Annotated in this window: 16 protein-coding genes; 2 read left to right on the forward strand and 14 right to left on the reverse strand. The window is 41.9% G+C overall.

The features are described 5' to 3' along the window. Positions 1-6 precede the first annotated feature (6 nt). The 8 genes from rfbF to HWY38_RS06070 all read right to left on the reverse strand — a co-directional run bounded on the left by rfbF (position 7) and on the right by HWY38_RS06070 (position 8,778). A complete protein-coding gene (gene rfbF, locus HWY38_RS06035) occupies positions 7-771 on the reverse strand; it encodes a glucose-1-phosphate cytidylyltransferase (RefSeq protein ID WP_224181447.1) in 765 nt (254 codons plus the stop codon). A 215-nt stretch (positions 772-986) separates the two neighbouring features. After that, positions 987-2,915: an LTA synthase family protein gene (locus tag HWY38_RS06040; RefSeq protein WP_082999075.1), complete on the reverse strand. Its 1,929-nt coding sequence runs from the start codon at positions 2,913-2,915 to the stop codon at positions 987-989. A gap of 457 nt (positions 2,916-3,372) precedes the next feature. Then, positions 3,373-4,185, reverse strand: a complete 813-nt coding sequence (locus HWY38_RS06045) for a class I SAM-dependent methyltransferase (RefSeq protein ID WP_224181448.1) — start codon at positions 4,183-4,185, stop codon at positions 3,373-3,375. Positions 4,186-4,209: 24 nt separating this feature from the next. Next, positions 4,210-4,887, reverse strand: coding sequence for a type II CAAX prenyl endopeptidase Rce1 family protein (locus HWY38_RS06050; protein ID WP_224181449.1), 678 nt, complete (start codon positions 4,885-4,887; stop codon positions 4,210-4,212). Then, a complete protein-coding gene (locus HWY38_RS06055) occupies positions 4,884-5,693 on the reverse strand; it encodes a SagB/ThcOx family dehydrogenase (protein ID WP_029973720.1) in 810 nt (269 codons plus the stop codon). The genes HWY38_RS06050 and HWY38_RS06055 overlap by 4 nt, the downstream gene beginning before the upstream one ends. A 26-nt stretch (positions 5,694-5,719) precedes the next feature. Further along, a complete protein-coding gene (locus HWY38_RS06060) occupies positions 5,720-7,066 on the reverse strand; it encodes a YcaO-like family protein (protein ID WP_224181450.1) in 1,347 nt (448 codons plus the stop codon). A gap of 2 nt (positions 7,067-7,068) precedes the next feature. Continuing rightward, positions 7,069-8,061: a TOMM precursor leader peptide-binding protein gene (locus tag HWY38_RS06065; RefSeq protein WP_224181451.1), complete on the reverse strand. Its 993-nt coding sequence runs from the start codon at positions 8,059-8,061 to the stop codon at positions 7,069-7,071. A gap of 21 nt (positions 8,062-8,082) precedes the next feature. Continuing rightward, a complete protein-coding gene (locus HWY38_RS06070; RefSeq protein WP_224181452.1) occupies positions 8,083-8,778 on the reverse strand; it encodes a hypothetical protein in 696 nt (231 codons plus the stop codon). A 968-nt stretch (positions 8,779-9,746) separates the two neighbouring features. Here HWY38_RS06070 and pznA point away from each other — a divergent pair. Beyond that, positions 9,747-9,872 carry a TOMM peptide plantazolicin gene (gene pznA / locus HWY38_RS06075; protein ID WP_157662605.1) on the forward strand — a complete coding sequence of 42 codons (126 nt, stop codon included), beginning with the start codon at positions 9,747-9,749 and terminating at the stop codon, positions 9,870-9,872. A 61-nt stretch (positions 9,873-9,933) separates the two neighbouring features. Here the strand turns inward: pznA and HWY38_RS06080 are convergent, their stop codons facing one another. From HWY38_RS06080 to HWY38_RS06105, 6 genes are all read right to left on the reverse strand, one after another. Then, positions 9,934-10,656, reverse strand: coding sequence for a pentapeptide repeat-containing protein (locus HWY38_RS06080; protein WP_224181453.1), 723 nt, complete (start codon positions 10,654-10,656; stop codon positions 9,934-9,936). A 54-nt stretch (positions 10,657-10,710) separates the two neighbouring features. Continuing rightward, a complete protein-coding gene (locus HWY38_RS06085; RefSeq protein WP_007609959.1) occupies positions 10,711-11,451 on the reverse strand; it encodes an ABC transporter permease in 741 nt (246 codons plus the stop codon). Between the two features lie 14 nt (positions 11,452-11,465). After that, positions 11,466-12,356 (reverse strand): ABC transporter ATP-binding protein, encoded by an 891-nt coding sequence (locus HWY38_RS06090; RefSeq protein ID WP_128575050.1) that lies wholly within the window; start codon positions 12,354-12,356, stop codon positions 11,466-11,468. Beyond that, on the reverse strand, positions 12,357-12,668 hold the full coding sequence (locus HWY38_RS06095; RefSeq protein ID WP_007609957.1) for a winged helix-turn-helix domain-containing protein: 312 nt from the start codon (positions 12,666-12,668) through the stop codon (positions 12,357-12,359). Further along, positions 12,661-13,254, reverse strand: coding sequence for a hypothetical protein (locus HWY38_RS06100; protein WP_088461609.1), 594 nt, complete (start codon positions 13,252-13,254; stop codon positions 12,661-12,663). The genes HWY38_RS06095 and HWY38_RS06100 overlap by 8 nt, the downstream gene beginning before the upstream one ends. A 478-nt stretch (positions 13,255-13,732) precedes the next feature. After that, on the reverse strand, positions 13,733-16,915 hold the full coding sequence (locus HWY38_RS06105; RefSeq protein WP_224181454.1) for a bifunctional cytochrome P450/NADPH--P450 reductase: 3,183 nt from the start codon (positions 16,913-16,915) through the stop codon (positions 13,733-13,735). A gap of 164 nt (positions 16,916-17,079) precedes the next feature. On the opposite strand from HWY38_RS06105, the gene HWY38_RS06110 reads away from it, so the two are divergent. Next, positions 17,080-18,150: a DUF3900 domain-containing protein gene (locus HWY38_RS06110; protein WP_007609950.1), complete on the forward strand. Its 1,071-nt coding sequence runs from the start codon at positions 17,080-17,082 to the stop codon at positions 18,148-18,150. Positions 18,151-18,157: the final 7 nt, after the last annotated feature.

The raw sequence follows: 18,157 nt of genomic DNA on the forward strand, positions 1-18,157 counted from the left end.
ACTTGATCACCATACCTTCCATACATGTTGTCCCCGGTCCCACATGTTGTTGATTTCCAGCAGATTTTTATACGTATCGATCGCCGTCCAGAAACCGTAATGCCGGTATACCGCCAATTCGCCGTCTTTCGCCAGCTCCTTCAGCGGTTCTTCTTCAAACATGACGTCCCTGTCTTTCGGCAGATAATCAAATACCTTCGGGCTGAGCACGAAAAATCCGCCGTTGATGATGCCGTCACTTGAGGTTTTTTCAGAAAAGCTTTTCGCCATACCGTCTTCAACCGTCAGCGTTCCGAATTGCGAGGTCTTTTCTATACCGGTGACGGTTGCCGAAGCCCCTTTTGATTGATGATAGCTGATCAGATGAAACAGGTTGATGTTCGCCAGTCCGTCCCCGTACGTCATAAGAAAGGTTTCATCACCGATGATGTCCTTCGCCTGTAAAAGCCGTCCCGCTGTCTGCGTGTGTTCCCCCGTGTCTAAAAAAGTGATTTTCCACGGCTCGGATTTTCCCAATATCCGCACTTCTCCGGTAGAGCTGTCCAGCGTCATGCTGTGATTCTTCCAGTCATAATCTAAGAAATATTCCTTAATCATCTCTCCTTTGAAACCAAGAAGCAGGATAAATTCGTTCACGCCATAGTATTGATAGAGTTTCATAATATGCCATAGAATCGGTTTACCGCCTATCATGGCGAGCGGTTTGGGACGTTCATTGGTGATTTCGCTCATTCTCGTTCCTTTTCCGCCGCAGAGAATGACTGCTTTCATCTCTACCCCTCTTCTCTGTGAATATTGGATTCGAAACCGCCCGTATAAGAGAAACCAACCCGATAATTTGTCCGATTCTCTATCACCGGTTTCAAAATCTACTGTAAGATATGAGAGATTGGCGCCCTTTGTGACCAAAAGCTCTCTCTTTTTTCAGATTGGTGAAGATACACACAAAAAAAGAGCCTCACGGAAATTCCGTAAGGCTCTTTCTATTATTTATTATCCTGATTCAGCTTTTCTTTGCCGTAATGATATTTAGACGGATCAACCGGCGTAAAGTCGCTCAATTTGTGGAATCTGAGCAAGTCTTTGTACATCACGCTGTCAGACAGCTTCAGCTGCTCTGTGACTCTGGCTTTCAGGTTTTTCGTTTCCTGATTGCCTTTCAGTTCTTTACCTGTCTTCGTATCGTATACGACATTGGAGATGGAAGTATATTTCGGCGTGACGTAATCTCCGTTACGGAACGTCACCGTATCATCATGGTCTTTCGAGAAGAGATCGGTGCCGAAATTAATATATTTCTTAGAATCGATGCCTTCCAAGTGAAGGATCGTCGGCACAACGTCCATTTCACCGCCGTACGTATGGTTCACCCCGCCTTTTTTGCCGGGGATGCGAAGCATAAGCGGCACACGCTGATTCTGCGCGTTTTGATAAGGCGTAATTTCTTTGCCGAGAATTTCTTTCATCGCGCGGTTATGGTTTTCAGAGATTCCGTAATGGTCTCCGTAAAGCATAATCACCGAGTTGTCATATAAACCGGATGACTTCAGATCTTTAAAGAACTGTTCAAGCGCCTCGTCGAGATAACGCGCCGTCTGGAAATAGTCATCCACAGTCGCGTCGCCCGTTTTCGCTTTTTCGATCGTTGCGTCTTTTTCATCAAGCGTAAACGGATAATGGTTCGTCAGCGTGAGCAAATGCGCGTAGAACGGCTGTTTCAGCGATTGAAGCTTCGGTACGGATTCTTTGAAGAATGGTTTATCCTTCAGTCCCATATTGACAAGGTTGTCATCAGACATATCGTATGTGCTGGCGTCAAAGAATTTATCGTAGCCGATATGTTTGTAAATCTGGTCACGGTTCCAGAATGATTTGTAGTCACCGTGTAAAACGGCGCTTGTATAGCCCTCACTTTGGTCAAGGATGGCAGGAAGCGATTGATACGTGTTTTCCCCTTTTGTCACGAAGGCTGACCCTTCAGGCAGTCCGAACAGGCTGTTATCCATCATCAGCTCGGCGTCAGATGTTTTACCTTGGCCCGTTTGGTGGAAAAAGTTATCAAAGTACGTCATGTCCTCTCCGCCGCGGGCGAGTTTATTCAGGAACGGCGTGACTTCTTTTCCGTCAAGTTTGTAGTTGATCAAAAACGATTGGAAACTTTCCAAGTGAATCTTAATAATGTTTTTGCCTTTGGCCTTGCCGAAATACTCGGCGTTCGGCTTCGCATAATGCGACGATGTGTAGTTTTCAACGCTCGTCAGGTCATCGCTGCTGGCATATGCCCGCTGTGATTCCGTCTGCGCCGTCTGTACGCCGTCATAAATCGTGTAATTATAAAGGCCTAAGTATTTTACAATGTAATTGCGGTCAAACGTTCTTGTCAGCAGCTCCGGGCGGTCCTCTTCGGCAATCGCCAGGTTCACGAAGAACAAAACAATACCCGTCACGATAATTAATGACGTATACCGTTTTTTCAGCTTGAATTCCTTCAGCTCACGTCTCCACACCAGAAGCGCGATTAAGATAATAATATCAACAAAGTATAAAATATCATGGCCGGACATAATGCTGAAGATGCCGTCTCCCATATTTCCGACATTACCGGATTGCTTTAAGTTAGGGAATGTCAAGAAATCATCGAAGAATCGATAGAATAGGATATTTGCATACAAAATAAACGTCATGATGAAATCAATAATCACCATGATAATCGCTGATTTGCGACCTTTCGCAAACAATGCCAGTCCTAAAAAGAAAATGGCGCTTGAGAACGGATTGATCACAAGCAGAAACTGCTGCGTCGGACCCTTCACCCCAAGGTTGAATTCAGCATGATAGGCTAAATACGTTTTGGCCCAAAACAAAATAATAGCCAGTACAAAAAAACTAAGTCTGTAAGAAAATAATTTCTTCATGGCAACCTCTACTTTCCTAAACACTTTAAATCTGTATTCTTACTTTTTGCTTCAATTCCTGCTTTCCGAGCAAAACGAAAGCATCACACAGCCCCATAAACACACCATTTAAAAAAACGATATATTTATCATTCGTGTCATGCCCATTGAACATCTTATCCCGCCAGCCATTAGACGCAGGATATCCGTTCTTCGTTTCACATTTTTTTCTGGCATTAAAAGGTACCGTATTCAGACCCGGTCTGAAAATAGGAGATACCAAATATAAGAATAACACAAACTTCTAAAAACGAAAAATGAATATCAAAGACAGCCGCCCAACAGGCGGGCTGAAGTTATTGTATGCAAAGGGGCTGAAAAACTTGAAGGTTTTTTTGGCTGATGTAAAAAAAAGGACTGGAATCATCCAGTCCTTCACCTGTCAAATTATCGCTTAGACCCTAAAGATATACTTTCTTCATGTATACCTTTTGTTTTTTATAATCCAACCATGCAGCAGAGCTGGCATTTGTGACTGCTTAAACTGGTCCCCAACACTGGTCCTTAACGCGTCTTGCAAATTTCTGTTTCTCATTAGCGAAAAAAATTGTGAACTGGTTTCATCAAACCCGCCAATAAAGGAATTACCTACATGAAATGACACCCCATGTTGTTCTTTGGTCACAACATGCAGCAGCTGTTTAAATTCTTCAAGTGTTAAAGAAGCACGATATTGATCTTTTAAATAGGCTTCTTCCTCACGAGATTGCGCTGTGTTAAGGCCCTCTCCCAAACTGTTCCTGTTCAAGTCTACAATATAGATACATGATTGATCTGATAATAGATGGATGAGTGTATTTACAATAGCAATAGGATTCTTAAAGAGTCCAAAACATAGATGTATGAATATAATGTCTTGCTTCTTAGACACATATTGCATAATATTTTCTGCATTTGAACATATAAAAGATGCATTAATACCGAGTTTTTTTGCTGAAGAAATTGCTTGGGCAGAGGAATCAATACCTGTCAGTTCGATCTTTTGAAACCGACTGTTCAAATATTGAATTACTTGCCCCTGTCCGCAACCAATATCTAATACAGAATACGGCTCTCTATTAAATTTACTGGAGTAAAACGACAGAAATGTTTCAATTGAAATACTTCTAATGGATGAGGTTTCCCTCTCATCATACCGAAAGCTCACTTTACTTTTCTCGGGATGAGAAAACCATGTTTGTGCTTGAATTCTGTTGGCTTCTGACTCTCTAACAATTGTTTCAATTTCCATATAACTGTGACACCTCCAAAGAGTTTACCACTCTGCTTGAGACATTGTCGGCGAAGATGTATTTATTTTCTTTTTGCTGACAGGACGAAAATACTGGATAGTTAAATTGTGCACAATATGGAATGCAGCTGCTGATAAAAAATCAAATTGTGCAGCTATTACAGCTATTACAGTAAATACAGTCATATAGGGGGCTGACTTTACACCACCAAGGGGACTATGGAGCAGTAAAAATCCTATCGAGCTAATACACGTACACAATAAGACAGAATCAAAGAAGTATAGTTTAAATAGAAAAGGAATACAAATTCTCCATATTAATTCCTCTGAAACTGCGCATAAAGGCAGAAAAATCAATGTATCAAGTTTATTTACTTTTCTTTTAACAAATACAACAGATTTGTTTTTCCCCTTCCAGATAACATAAGGAAAAAAGAAACCTAGGGCACTAAATAATAAAACACCGTACGCATTATTGCTATGTATTAAAAAAAAGTTATCATCTATTAAGAAGATGCTGCAACACATAATTCCACCAAAAACGGTGATAATATCATAACTGCGCTGCGGTGTTATATGACGAGTCAGTTTATATTCCTTAGTTCTATGCTTGATTTGATACATAACTGTTAGCTTTGAAACATAGGGACCCATCAAATGAATCAGGATCCCTATAAAGATGCATGCCCTTAACTCCATCATGTTCCTGCAACTAAAGTATATATAGGGGCATCGTCTACTCCATTATGGCCGCCAATAAGATCCATGAGTTCATCATCTATAAACCCTCCGTATGGACGGCTCTGGATACATTGGGCTGTGGCCAATAAAATCATATTCTGCATCAGATGACCCGCTTCAATAAATATAAATCGATATGAACGATGGCCATATTTAAACCTTGATCTCCAAAAGCTAGCCGATATGATTACAGCGAAAGAAAAGTCCTTTACAGCTTCTTCTTGTAACATTATTCTTCCGAAATCCTCTTCAGAGTACTCACCTAGATGAACTAGGCCCTTTCGATAAGGATCAAAGTGATATAGACCTTTTTCCAAAGAATCCACCTTGTTGCTAACAACATACAGATCCAACGGATAAAGAGCTCCGCCAGAAGGAATAGGGCGTCTAGGACCTTCAGGGCGCTCTATTAATCCATAACTACCCTGCAGAATGGTAGAAAGCTGTGCTAGTGTTGTACTACCACCGTTAAACTGTTCGATACTTCTTCTATTTTGAATAACTTCATCTAATGATACACTTGTCCTCAATGGGGAAGGTAATGTAATCAATGGCAAGTCATCAAATCGTTTACCTGCATGAGTAGCGATCTTCTGTAATGTTGCGGATCTCATTAGGCCAGCTACTCCTGGCGCGTCCCACGCCATAGAATTTCGATAAACTTTTGAAGCCTCAAACCAGTTCTCAGAAGGATCATCAAATCTTAGTTTTTCATTGCCATAGACTACATCAACCAAATTAGTGGCATGCCTTTCAATCTCTTTCATTTCGTTAACCCCTTTCACGTTAGTATTTATGGGAATGGATGAGGTACTGGATTAAGTGTTTCGATTGTAAACGGCTCTGGTACTAACCCTAAATCGTAAGAATGTCGTAATATACGTTCTCCACCCAACATTCTTCCCCTGTAAAGGACATCTATAGGTTTAAACCCTGGAATGATGGACTTTACTACATGAGCTCCGGCATCTTTTATATCAGGACTTGTTAAATCAAATGTAGCCACTTTAAAACCTTTTTCATATAGGTGATTATTTAGATTATTCCAAAGTGCATCAGGAGAACTATCATCGAATGACTCAAATTGGTTTACATCAACTAAAGTGCTGTTGCTTGTAAGGAAATCAGCTTCCTTAACGATATCGGTTCCTGCGTAAAGCTTGATATGATCCTCAAAACTATTGATATCCCTATTAAAATCCGCATTCACTAATGCGTTACCTAAGCGCTGTTCTGTCTTAACCCAAGTTCTTGTATACATACCTTCAATTGCTGCCTTTTCACAAGCCTTTTCTATCGAATAGGAGGAGGCGGCTCCAATTGCAAAAGGGGCTAAATTCGTATGAGGGTTTCTGACAACTGCCAGCACAGAAGGAATACCTGAAAATACAGTCATATCAACTAAGTGCAGCCGCAATGATGTTGGTTTAATATATCTTTCATGAAAGCGTTTTAATCTCGGAGAAGAATTCACATCAATCTGAGGCAAGCTCAGCTTGTTATACCAGGTAAGCATAAAAGCATCCCGTTCAACCGTTTCAAATAAACCGGATATTGCTGCTTCTACAAAGGTAATTCCGCAAGCAAGACCGTTACTTGTAGCATGACCTATATTAGTGTCCCCAGGCCATTCCGTATGATTGGCGATATGGATTAGTTGCCCTGGGGTCCATACCTCCTCATTTGTTTTAGCATATGTCCCTTTTCTCCACCATAGCTTAGTATTTTCATCCCAAACTTCATGAGGAAATATAGGATCTTTGAATTGAGTTGGAGCGTACAATTCCCAATCTTTATATCCAATGAAACGCTTATTCTCCTTCTCTAATTCCTTTTGTGATCCAAAACATACAACATCAGAATCAAATGGAAGATAAGCTGCACTATATCTTTCCACCGTTTCCCCAATAGCAGCTAGTCTTGCCGCAGCCGCATTATCCGATCCGCCTCCATTATAAGAATTAGAGGGGATTCCGAATAAAATTTTACTGTCTGTCCCATGAGCACCGTACGAGTGTCCCCAAACGTCATCTACATCGCGTAATTTCCGATACTCTCTTCTTACTATACCTACATATGGATCAGCAAGACTATCAAGGACTTTCCATGAATCTTCTAATGTCGTCCATTTACTCACCATAATTATTTGGCCACCTCGCCGTGATACCATACTTGAGGAAACCCTGTGTCAGCGGCAGGAGAACACTTTTGGCATCTCGGTACTCTATATACACGATGATTATCCACTGAAACTCCCCTGTCATCCAAATTGACAGTTATAAAACCACCTGGAACGGCGCTTGGTGCATAGTCTCTTAGTGTAATCCACTCTGTGACAAGATTATTCGCTATTCCTGCCTGTACCAAATGAACTGGCTGATTATATACCGGTTGTTTCGCAGTGTTGACTGGCTTGACCTTCATCAATTCTGAACGAAATACCTCATCTGAAAAGTTTGCTGATTTACGTAAGTTATAACAATGGAGACATGCAGACTTGTGTGGAATGAAAAATGGACCAACCCAAGCTGTCTGACCATCATATGAAATAACACACAACCAAGGAACATGATCTTCTAATGACTGATCATTTACTTGTTCTAACAGCGGATCCAAATGTGAAGCTGCTACAGCAATACGTATCGAAGGCTTCCCATTATCCGGTTTTTCTTTCCAATCTATGTTTAACCCTGTTTCCTGCAAGCTATTAGTAAGGGTTATTGCTAGGTTATTTTCCCCATGTGCTACAACTTCCACTATGCTTGTCTTTAATCTATGTAAGATCTGGTTGACTTCCACTTGCCCCCCTGCCCTCTCATATGCCAAAAAAGCAGTCATGTCAAAACTAGAAGTAGATTGTATACACAATCCGTTCGTCACCAGGAAATCGAAGACGTTTCTTAACTGATCTTTCTCTAGGTTGAACCTTTGGTGCAGTTCTTCAATTGAGACTCCATTCTCACATACAAGATATTCTGAAATTGCATCAAAGAATTCAACGATTCCTTCTCCATCAACTTTTGTAATGGATTGTGCTTTAAAGCTTAACAGGCTTCCTTCCAATTCTCCCAAAGTAATATGAGGAGATAATTTGAACCTTACAACCGTTTGAATAGATTGAGTTTGTTGAGACATCTGTATTCCTCCTTAATTAATTTATTTATTTTCAAATAATTGAGCTGCATTTGGCGGATGCCCAATTATCTGTTCCAGAATATTTGTAGTTGGTTCTAGTCGGTCATCGGAAGACAGTATCTGATATTCTACTAACCATTCTATTAGATCCAATGGCATGTTATTTTGCATCAGCATACTAATCGCTTCCTCTTTATTTTTACATTGTAAATCTATCTGCATCTCCAAATCTTGTTCAAATATATCTTTGAGTCTTTTCATACTAATAACTTCCGCTCCGGTTAGGTCAAAGGCTTTCCCTGCGCGAACATTTACATCTTTTTTTGAGATTAAACATGCAGATGCAACATCTTGAGTGGAAATCCAATTTACACCTACCGGAGAAAAAGCAGTGAGCAGTATTCCTGTGGCTGCTGCCCATCCTCTGTACAACTCGATTCCAATGTCCAAAGGGGATGTTCTGTACAAAATACTTTTTTTATATTTTTGTAGTAACTCTGTTTCCACGTAACCCAATTCATCATTCAAATTATATCTCCGGTTTGAAAGTATGATTGTTTCAGCATCCAAGTCAAAAGAGTTGATGAAAGAATCACTTTCGTACTTTATTGATCCGCCTAAATCTACAATCTGCAATGGATAATCATGGAGCTCAGCCGCCTTATCCTCCAATATTTGTTTCAGGGGTTCCCTAACTCCCATGTAGTGAATTTTCACGTCCAATACCTCCTAATCAATAATCTCACACGATCTATCTCATGATTTGTCATCAGAAAGATAAGCAAAAAGTTAATATAACCAATTAATACTCAATATGGAAATTATAAGTTTGATAATCGCCGTGATCTTAACAAAAGATGGTTGAACCATAACAGTTAGGACAATGCAGCAGCAAATAGAAAACAGCATACAAGATTAAGTTAGTTAGGATCAGAAGTTAAATACCTTTCTTAAAAGTAAACAAAGGATGGTGTCCTGAGAAAAACAAATAAGTTAATAACGTATTACTTCTCCCTACTTTAGATCGCCAGGGGCGGCCTGGTTCATCTCTCTGCGACAAAATAATACAGGGAGTTACGAATACACAAAATATCATTAAATCAATTATTGATTTTGTAATACTATCTGAAGAGCTTCTGAAGAATGCTGAGGTAATACAAAGAAGAGTAAATCTTTCGTAGGTGACACCAGAATCATTACAATACCAATGGGGTACAAAAAGCCTTAGTAAATTTAAGCTTTATTCTAAGCAGTCGGGCAGTCACCCTTTTGTCCAACAGACAAAGCTCAAGCTCCCTTGAATTTTGACATTTCCTGTTAATAATCACCCAGAGCCCCGATCAGCCTATGCGATTCGCCTGAATTGGCTTAGCTTTAACTTCAAACAACGTTTCCTTTTTCCTAACAAGTTGGGTTATTCCGCTTAAAAAATAGTATTTATTCCCATAACTCTATTAAAACACATACTAACCCTCTGATCAAATATAAAATTCAGAATTATTAATTTTCATTTTTAACTAAATTTAGAGTGATTCAGCTTCTTAAACCAAATTGCTCATTATAAATTCATTATCTATGTCACAAATAATTCCATATTTAGGTTGACAATATTGTCCATATAAATCACAATATGGTACATATCGATGAATTCTTTGTCGATAAATTTTATGGAGGAGGTAACAATTATGACTCAAATTAAAGTGCCAACTGCTCTTATTGCAAGTGTACACGGAGAAGGTCAACATTTATTCGAGCCAATGGCTGCACGCTGTACCTGTACTACAATCATCTCTAGTTCATCTACGTTCTAACCTCTAAGACAAATAGACCAATAAGATGATTCTTATTGGTCTATGCTTCTTTATATTAAATTTAAATTAATTCTACTGAATGTAATGAAGTCCCCTCTTCTTGCAGTATATGGTATGTTGTTTTATCCATTTTGCCTCCTGTAATTTTAACGTTTGCAATATCACAAGATTCAAATCGAATATTAATTAGATTGCAGTTCGTAAAGGATACTTTCTTTAGATAGCAGTTCTTGAAGAACGTATGCAGGATGGAGGTGTCTGTAAAACTGACTTTTGGCAGGTGACAACCGGTATAAAGCATATACTCAAGTTTACATGTGTCATAATTTGACTGGCTGAGATCACTTTTTTTAAATGTCGATTCTATGATGGTGGAGTCTTTACATGAGAAATTCTTGAAGTAGCAGTTTTTGAAGACAGAGTGTTCGACATCGATATTCTGAAGAGTTGCACTTTTAAAGTCACTGAGATAGTACTCGGCATTTACCGGCTCAAAATCCTCCGTTTTTTGCAAATTCTTATTTACAAAAGTCTTTTTTTTGAGTTTTAAGACATTGGATTTATCTATATTCAGGTCACTGGTATCGACCGCCAAGCTTTTGGATTCTATTTCGCGTATAAGCAACTTCTCAATATCCAGCTTTGTCATACCCTCTGCTTCCAGGCTAATATTTCTATCATGAATCTTAGTTAAAAGCTCCGTTTTTTTTCTGCTCAGTAACGAATTTCTTTCGTACTTTTTAAATAGAGCCTCGACATACAGTTTTAGTTTTTCACTTATCATTTCCCGCTCTCCTTTTAGTCCCAGCTGCGTTTTAATGATCCATTCTTCAGCGGTCTAATTTCTTGCCATTTTAATGTAATGCCGGTATCCAATTAGAGAAACTATAAATCCCAGTATTGTATAGCTCAGTACAACAAGGGTTACCCATATTAGACTTTCTCCTCCCGATATCGTCGAGACCGATTGAATTAACCCTTGATGCGCCCAGTACTGAGGAAAGAGCATTCCAATAGTTTGAAGATAGCTTGGCAATTGATCATAAGGGGTCCATAAACCACATACAACAGCGGTACCTAATGCAATCACATTTGTCATGACCAAGCCGGTATTTTCAGTCTTTGCAAAGACTGAAATAGCAACTCCCCAGGATGTAACCAGTAAAGATATCAATACAACAACCCACATATACGCCGGAAAATTATTAATTTCAATATCATACAGAAATATTCCTAAAACAGATAGGAGAAGAATTTGCATAAAAGTTATGACTAAAAAAGGAATGCTTTTTCCTAAGAAGAAGTTATAAGGCTTTAAAGGGGTACTTGCCAGTCTTGATACAATTCCTTTTTCCCGATCCTTTACAAAACTTATAACGATGGAGATAATAATGAATGTAGAAAAGAATACGCTCATACCGGTTACGGATTGAGAAGCTACTAAAGTTTTGTTTGTACTGTCTGTCGTAAATAGCTCAATCAGCAATATGATGGACACAATGGGTAATATAATCGTCCAAAAAAACAGAGACTTATCCTTTAACTGTTTTAGCGTTTCAATTTGAGCGAGCGGTAACATGATAAATTCCCCCTTTATTCTTCATCACGCAAATCAGTGCCGGTGAGTTTAAAGAATACATCTTCTAATTTTGGCTTATATAAAAACAACTGATGAGGCACAATATTGTTTTCCTTACTGATCCTAATTAAGTGCTCCATGGTTTCTAAAGGTTCTTTGGTTTTTATTATCAGCCCTGAATTAACGACTGAAAACTCAAAACCATGGCTCTTTATTAATTCATGAGACAATGAGGAGTTAAACATAATAGATGATTCTTCATGTCGTTTAAGCAGTTCATTTATTTCTCCTTCATCGATAATCTGCCCTCTGTCGATAAAAGCTACATAGTCACAAAGAGTTTCAATCTCTTCCATGTAATGACTCACATAAATAATGGTTTTACCGGCTTTTTTGAGACGATTTACGATGTTAAAAATGTATCGGCGTGATTGCGGATCCACGCCTACCGTCGGCTCATCTAGAATAATTAAGTCTGGATCGTGCATTAATGCACACCCGATATTTAAACGGCGCTTCATTCCTCCGGAAAAGTTCTCCACAACGTCGTTTGTCCTTTCTGACAACCCGATATCTTCTAACAGTTTTTTTGTTGTTTGCTTTAGTTTTAAGCCATTCAGTCCATGCACCTTTCCGAAAAATTCCATGTTGGTCTTTGCGGTTAATTTTTCTTCAAGGCTGATATCCTGTGGAACATAACCCAATCTGCCATTTTCATTACCGACAAATTCAACCTTACCGTCATATTCCCGGATGATGCGCGAGATGATCTTAATTAAGGTAGATTTGCCGGATCCGTTCGGTCCAACAAGTCCATAGCAGACTCCTTTCGGAATTGTTAAAGCAACATTGTCCAAAGCCAGAGTCGTGCCATAGCGCTTACTTATATGTTCAACTTGCAGCATTTACACCATTCCCCCACTGTTATTTATTTTAAAAATGGATTCAATCGTATTAATGTACTCCTTGTAGGCTGCTTTCCCTTCTTTCGTAATCTGAACAATAGTCTTCGGCTTTTTGGATACGAACTTCTTGGTTAGTTCTATATAAGCTGCATCTTCTAACTTTTTCAGATGCGAACCTAAATTCCCATCTGTGATGTCTAATGACTTTTTCAAGAAAGTAAAATCACATTGATCATAAGTCATCAATAAACTCATAATTCCCAACCGTACTTTGGCATGTATTAAATCATTGATATTGTTAACATTACTCATTTCCTTGCCCTTTTCTTTTCAAAATCATTCCTGTAAGTAATAGGCTGCCTCCGCCAATAAATGCAAAAACAATATTCATTGCCTCAGGAAATAAACAGAATGTAAGCATACCGAGTATGCTCAGCCAAAACCCCATAACAAAAATCTCTTTTGTTAACACGATGCCTAAGAATATGTACATAATAGACACCATCAAAACAATCAAAAATGATAGAAATTCTCCTGTTCGAGGCAATAATCCCATTAAAATCAGGAAAACAAAAATGAATACCATGAAGCTGAATCCAATCCATGCATATTTTAATTGATTCTTTAAAAAAGTGGGCATAGGATCAAATTGTTTCTGCTTAAGATATGTCTTCAAAGTTAGTATCCATCCTACTATTGCCAGTATAAACCAGACACAAGCGAGGACTACAGAAGGTACCTTACATAAAGAAACGGAATACGCAATAATCCATATACAGCCCCAAATAATGAAATATGGACTGGTTTGCCTTGAGTACTCAGTCTTGTAATTCGTCAAGACCTTGATATGAGATAGGTTTTCGGCTATCTCTGTTTCACGAAAATTCTGATTTGACATAAGACAGGCTCCTCTTTTTGCAAAGTACTTTGTGAAACAGAGTATATTCTAATTCCATATATTTGTAAAGAGGTTTTATCCAAAATAGGCGCAACTATTTAGTCTTGGAAACAGCAGATGGGACTTCTTGCGCCGGTATGCCTCCAATACAGCCGAGACGTCCTTTATATAAACATGCTAATAAAAAATAACAAAGCAAGCTTATCTCCAAACAAAATGAAATGATTAATTAATAGCATGCAATGGCTGTCTGAATTTCTGGCTTAACGGAGGAACATGCGGTAAAGCTTTTAAAGACACACTTCTGATGACAATTTCTGCAGATTTTAGAAATGACCAAAATAGAAGGTCCGGGAGTCAAGCAGGGAAGACATCTTGACCAGGCGGCTGGACAAACCGAATGTATATCGATTGGAAAGCAATTCATTTTATTGAAGGAAAAAGGACTGGAGTCATCCAGTCCTTTTCATCAAATCGGTCAAATCCCCGCCCAAACATCTTTTGCGTAAATGCCTTTTGTCTGGAGGTCCAAAAGCCATTCTTGCGCTTGCCGCTCGTCTGTTTCGTGGACCGACTGATACGCTTTTTGCAGCGTTGCCTCTACATCGGGCGCCATTTTGCTGCCGTCGCCGCATACGTAGAGGCGCCCTCCACGGCCGAGGATGAAAATTAAAGCGCCGGCGTCTTTCGCCATTAAGTGCTGCACATACGTTTTCGGTACGCCTTCTTTGCGGGAGAAAGCCGTATGAAGCGTCACGATTCCGTCTTTTTCATAAGCTTCAAGCTCGTCACGGTAAATAAAATCATGATCGTTTCTGCATCCGAAATACAAATGAGCCTCCCCCAGCTCTTTTCCTTCTTTTTTTAACGCCGCCCGGGCTTGCAGAAATCCGCGGAACGGGGCGACTCCTGTGCCGGGACCGACCATAATAATCGGTTTTTCCGGATCTTCCGGCAGCCGGAATCGTGTTTCCGGAGTGCGGACAAACATCACGATACCATCCTCAGGGCCGCGGTCCGCTAAATAATTCGAAGCGACTCCGCGATACTCACCCAAACCGCTCCGGGCGGGGCCGCGAACGACGCCGACGGTAATTGAGGCCTGCCCGGGATGTTTCCGAGGCGAGCTTGAAATCGAATAATACCGCGGCTTCAGCGGACGCAAAAGCTCCAGAAATCGCTCAAACGGAAGTTCACACGCTTCATATTTTTCAAGGAGATCGAGCATCGAGACGCGCGATGTTAAGATTTGCTCCTGATAGACGCCCTCCTCCAGAAAATCTTCCAATTCCCGTTTGTGCGGCGGACAGACCGTATAAGCGGCCATTTCCCGGATTTGAGCCCTTGATGCCGCTTCCTGCAATTCGACACAGCTGCTCAGAAGATCATGCAGCCTGACCGGCCGATCGAGCGGGAGATGAGCCGCGCTCTGCCCGCTGGCCGTCAGCAGCACTTGATCATTCCCGTTCAGATTGAACCGGCGGAGAACACGGCTGACCTGCTCTTTGCTGTTTACCGGCAGCACGCCGAGATGATCCCCTTCATGATAGGCAGCCTCTTTCGGCAGAGTGATTTCGATATGCCTTGTGCTCCGGCCGCTTTCCGGCGCCTGAAGTTCCCTGTTTTCCGCAACGGATGCGTAAACCGCTTCATACGTCTGTGCCAAAGGAGACCCGCCAAGCCCGCTGACAAATTGAAGGCCCAGCGCACTCCGCTCTTTTTCGGCATTTTCATTCAGCTTGAGACCGAATGCCTTCATGGCGTCCGTCCACATGCTTTTTTTCCATTCATCAAGCTTTCCTTCAAAATCGCCGCTGACGTCCCCTTCGCCCCGGGAGGAAAAGCGTTCCGCCCCTTTTTCGGCAAGCTTCTCATCAATAAGCCTCGGTACAGCCTGATATGTCGCCGCCCAGTTATGATCACCGCAGCCGAAGACGGCATATCGGACGCCTTCAAGTTCCCCGGGTTTGACTTCTTCAAGCCATTGAACGAATTGTGCCGCGTTGCTCGGAGGCTTTCCGTTATAAGAGGACGTAATGATCAAGAGAGCCCCTTCTTTCGGCAATTTTCCGATCCGGTCATTTAAAGGCGCCGTTTCAGTCCGGACGCCGTGCATCCCGGCAGTATCGGCAAGCTCCCGCGCCACGCCTTCTGCGGTTCCCGTATCTGAGCCGTACAGAATCAGAAGCGGTCGGTTATCAAGCCCGATAATGGATGCGCCTTTTGTTTCCCGTTTTTCTTTTTCGACGTCTTCCGCCGCTTTTTCAGCCGCCGGGAGAGCAGCCGCAACGGCTTCTTTGTTTCTCGGCCGCACCCGGATATGAAAGTCGCCGGGCTTGATCGTTAGTGTCTGTTTAATATCGAGCTCATAATCGGTGTGATCGATAAAGGTAAAATGCTGCAGAATCATCCCCAGAACAAGGGTTGCTTCATGCAGGGCGAACTGCATACCGATACACGCCCTCTGACCGTTTCCGAACGGCTTATACGCATGGTGAGGCACTTGATCAGGATGTTCAAACCGCTCCGGATAAAATTCCTCCGCATTGTCTCCCCACGCGTCTTTATCACGGTGAAGCCGGGGAATTAAGACGGAAATCCTGTCTTTCGGCGTGATCGGATATTTCCCGCCGATCACCGTATCCTCTTTCGCATAAAGGCTGAACGCAGGCGCAGTCGGCCATAAGCGCAATGACTCCTGCAAAATCATTCGGATATAAGTAAGATCCAGCACTTGTTTATATGAAGGAACGGGATCAGTCAAAACCCGATCGGCTTCTTCATAGGCTTTTTCCAAAACACGGGGATGTTTCAGCAGAAAGTAGATGGCAAAGGAAAGCAGGCCGCTGGTCGTTTCGTGGCCGGCAATTAAAAACGTGATGATTTGAAACCGGATATTTTCATCATCAAGTTTTTCGCCCGTTTCCGGGTCTTCCACATTCAGCATTCTGGCCAGCAGATCCTTTTCATCCCGGCCGCCTGACCGGCGCTCTGCGATAATACTGTCAACTAACGAAAACATCGCCTGAATGTCATGATGAAATTGGCGCTTCGTCCTGATCATAAGCTTATCCTGAACATCAAGGCGCTGCATTTGGTGCATCGCTTCATCAAGGGCGCGCACCATGCTGTTGATAAACGGATGAGGCGTTTCCCTGTAATAACTGTTAAACCGATAGTTAAAGCCACAAAGCCCGATCGTATCGAGCGTCAGGCGGGTCATATCAGCAGGCACATCAACGGCCTCATCCGGGTTCAGCCTAACCCATTTTTGAATCAGCTGCACCGCGATATCAGTCATCATCGAATGATAATCTTTCATCGCGCGCTGGCTGAAGGTCGGCATCAGAATATTATGCGCCTTTCGCCAGTTAGGCTCATGCGTCCAGCTTGTAAACAGCCCGTCACCGGCAAACGCCCGGACTTTCTCCAAAGCACCTTCAATGCTTTTATCGAACCGCTCTTCATCACATACCTCTTTCACCAGTTCATGTCCGGACACGACGATAATGGCGCCCGCCGGGGTATGCAGCTGAAAAATAGGCCCCTGCTCGTTTGCCAGTTTGATCAGCGACATTGTAGGCTTGTCTTTATCAAGCAAAGGAAGATTGCCGAGAGGACCGAATGTCTTCGGCTGCGGAATCGGACCTGTTTCCTTCATGAATAACACCCTTTCTTACACATTGATGCGTTCCTTCCAACTACAGTGCCCTTTTCACCGGCCAATTATCCGCCGTTACGGATCAATCCCCGGATTGACGATCAATAACGGTTTTTTCTATACTGGAGAGGCTTGTTAAATACAGAAATAAGGTGAGTTCACATATGGATTTTGAAATCAAGTTTTTATCGTTTTACGTCATTCAAGTGGAAGGAAAAGACGAACAGGCAAACAAACAGTTCAAACATTTCCAGACGCTTGACACGGAAGAATTTGAAGAAAGCGAGCTGAAGGATTTTCTTGACGGGGAATTGAAGAAAATCGTCAAACGGAAAGCCGAACGGCATCCGCAATCCGAGCAGGTCCCAACAAAAATCGGCCATTTTATCACGGAGCCGGGCCATGAGCTTGATTCAAATCCGAATTACAACCTTTTCAACCGCGCCAGACTTGCGGATACGAAGGAAGCATTTATCGAGGCAAGCGAGCAGTTCGTCCGCACTTACCTTGACACGAGCGCCGTGCGCGGCGGTGTCTTTATCGTGGCATCGGCCGTTCCGCGCAAGTATTTTGAAGACAAATTCGTCTTTATGATGAAATGCGATTTCGAGCCGAAGGTCGCCCGCATCTCAGACGCCTCTTCTCTCATTAAAAAGGTCGAAATGGCCATCACGACAAAAAACATGAAAAGCATTCAATATCCGTATATGCCGGAAGAAGGCATGACTGAGGAGCATGAGCTGAAAATCCACCAGGCCTCGCACGCCCGTTATTTCGAAGATTTTCTCAAATTTGTCGAATACGGCGAATCGATGCCGGAAATCATGAAAAGCCAAGTCATGAACATGGTGCAGGAACACGTGTATGAAACGTTTGAAGAAAACAGCGAAGAGCTTCAGCAGTTTGAGCACGACATTGAAATTTGGGAAGCAAGTGAAAAGCGGGAAATTCAGGAGCGCCTCGACACCCATCAAGTCATCGAGGCATCCGCGCAGATCATTGAACACACGCCGGAAGCCGAGCTGAAAATGAAAGTCGGAGAAACAGAGATTAAAGGATTACTGGCTGATTTCGGCGAATCCATCCATCTCGCAAAAGTGAACGGGCGCTATGTCGCGCTCATTGAGGCGGAGACGATCTCGTTTGAAAAAGGCAGTTCGCCGGTGGAGTTTCACAAGCCTGAGGGGCTGCATGAGGTGATTGAGCGGATACGGAATAAATCTGAACAAGACTGACAAAAGT

It is taken from the genome of Bacillus sp. KS1 (assembly GCF_020075515.1).
Classification (GTDB): Bacteria; Bacillota; Bacilli; order Bacillales; family Bacillaceae; genus Bacillus; species Bacillus velezensis.

Coding starts and splice junctions, on each gene's coding strand:
- HWY38_RS06050 (WP_224181449.1), bottom strand. CDS start 4,887: ATGATGGAGTTAAGGGCATGCATCTTTATAGGGATCCTGATTCATTTG.
- HWY38_RS06065 (WP_224181451.1), bottom strand. CDS start 8,061: ATGTCTCAACAAACTCAATCTATTCAAACGGTTGTAAGGTTCAAATTA.
- HWY38_RS06090 (WP_128575050.1), bottom strand. CDS start 12,356: ATGCTGCAAGTTGAACATATAAGTAAGCGCTATGGCACGACTCTGGCT.
- HWY38_RS06040 (WP_082999075.1), bottom strand. CDS start 2,915: ATGAAGAAATTATTTTCTTACAGACTTAGTTTTTTTGTACTGGCTATT.
- pznA (WP_157662605.1), top strand. CDS start 9,747: ATGACTCAAATTAAAGTGCCAACTGCTCTTATTGCAAGTGTACACGGA.
- HWY38_RS06045 (WP_224181448.1), bottom strand. CDS start 4,185: ATGGAAATTGAAACAATTGTTAGAGAGTCAGAAGCCAACAGAATTCAA.
- HWY38_RS06080 (WP_224181453.1), bottom strand. CDS start 10,656: ATGATAAGTGAAAAACTAAAACTGTATGTCGAGGCTCTATTTAAAAAG.
- HWY38_RS06105 (WP_224181454.1), bottom strand. CDS start 16,915: ATGAAGGAAACAGGTCCGATTCCGCAGCCGAAGACATTCGGTCCTCTC.
- HWY38_RS06110 (WP_007609950.1), top strand. CDS start 17,080: ATGGATTTTGAAATCAAGTTTTTATCGTTTTACGTCATTCAAGTGGAA.
- rfbF (WP_224181447.1), bottom strand. CDS start 771: ATGAAAGCAGTCATTCTCTGCGGCGGAAAAGGAACGAGAATGAGCGAA.
- HWY38_RS06085 (WP_007609959.1), bottom strand. CDS start 11,451: ATGTTACCGCTCGCTCAAATTGAAACGCTAAAACAGTTAAAGGATAAG.
- HWY38_RS06100 (WP_088461609.1), bottom strand. CDS start 13,254: ATGTCAAATCAGAATTTTCGTGAAACAGAGATAGCCGAAAACCTATCT.
- HWY38_RS06055 (WP_029973720.1), bottom strand. CDS start 5,693: ATGAAAGAGATTGAAAGGCATGCCACTAATTTGGTTGATGTAGTCTAT.
- HWY38_RS06060 (WP_224181450.1), bottom strand. CDS start 7,066: ATGGTGAGTAAATGGACGACATTAGAAGATTCATGGAAAGTCCTTGAT.
- HWY38_RS06095 (WP_007609957.1), bottom strand. CDS start 12,668: ATGAGTAATGTTAACAATATCAATGATTTAATACATGCCAAAGTACGG.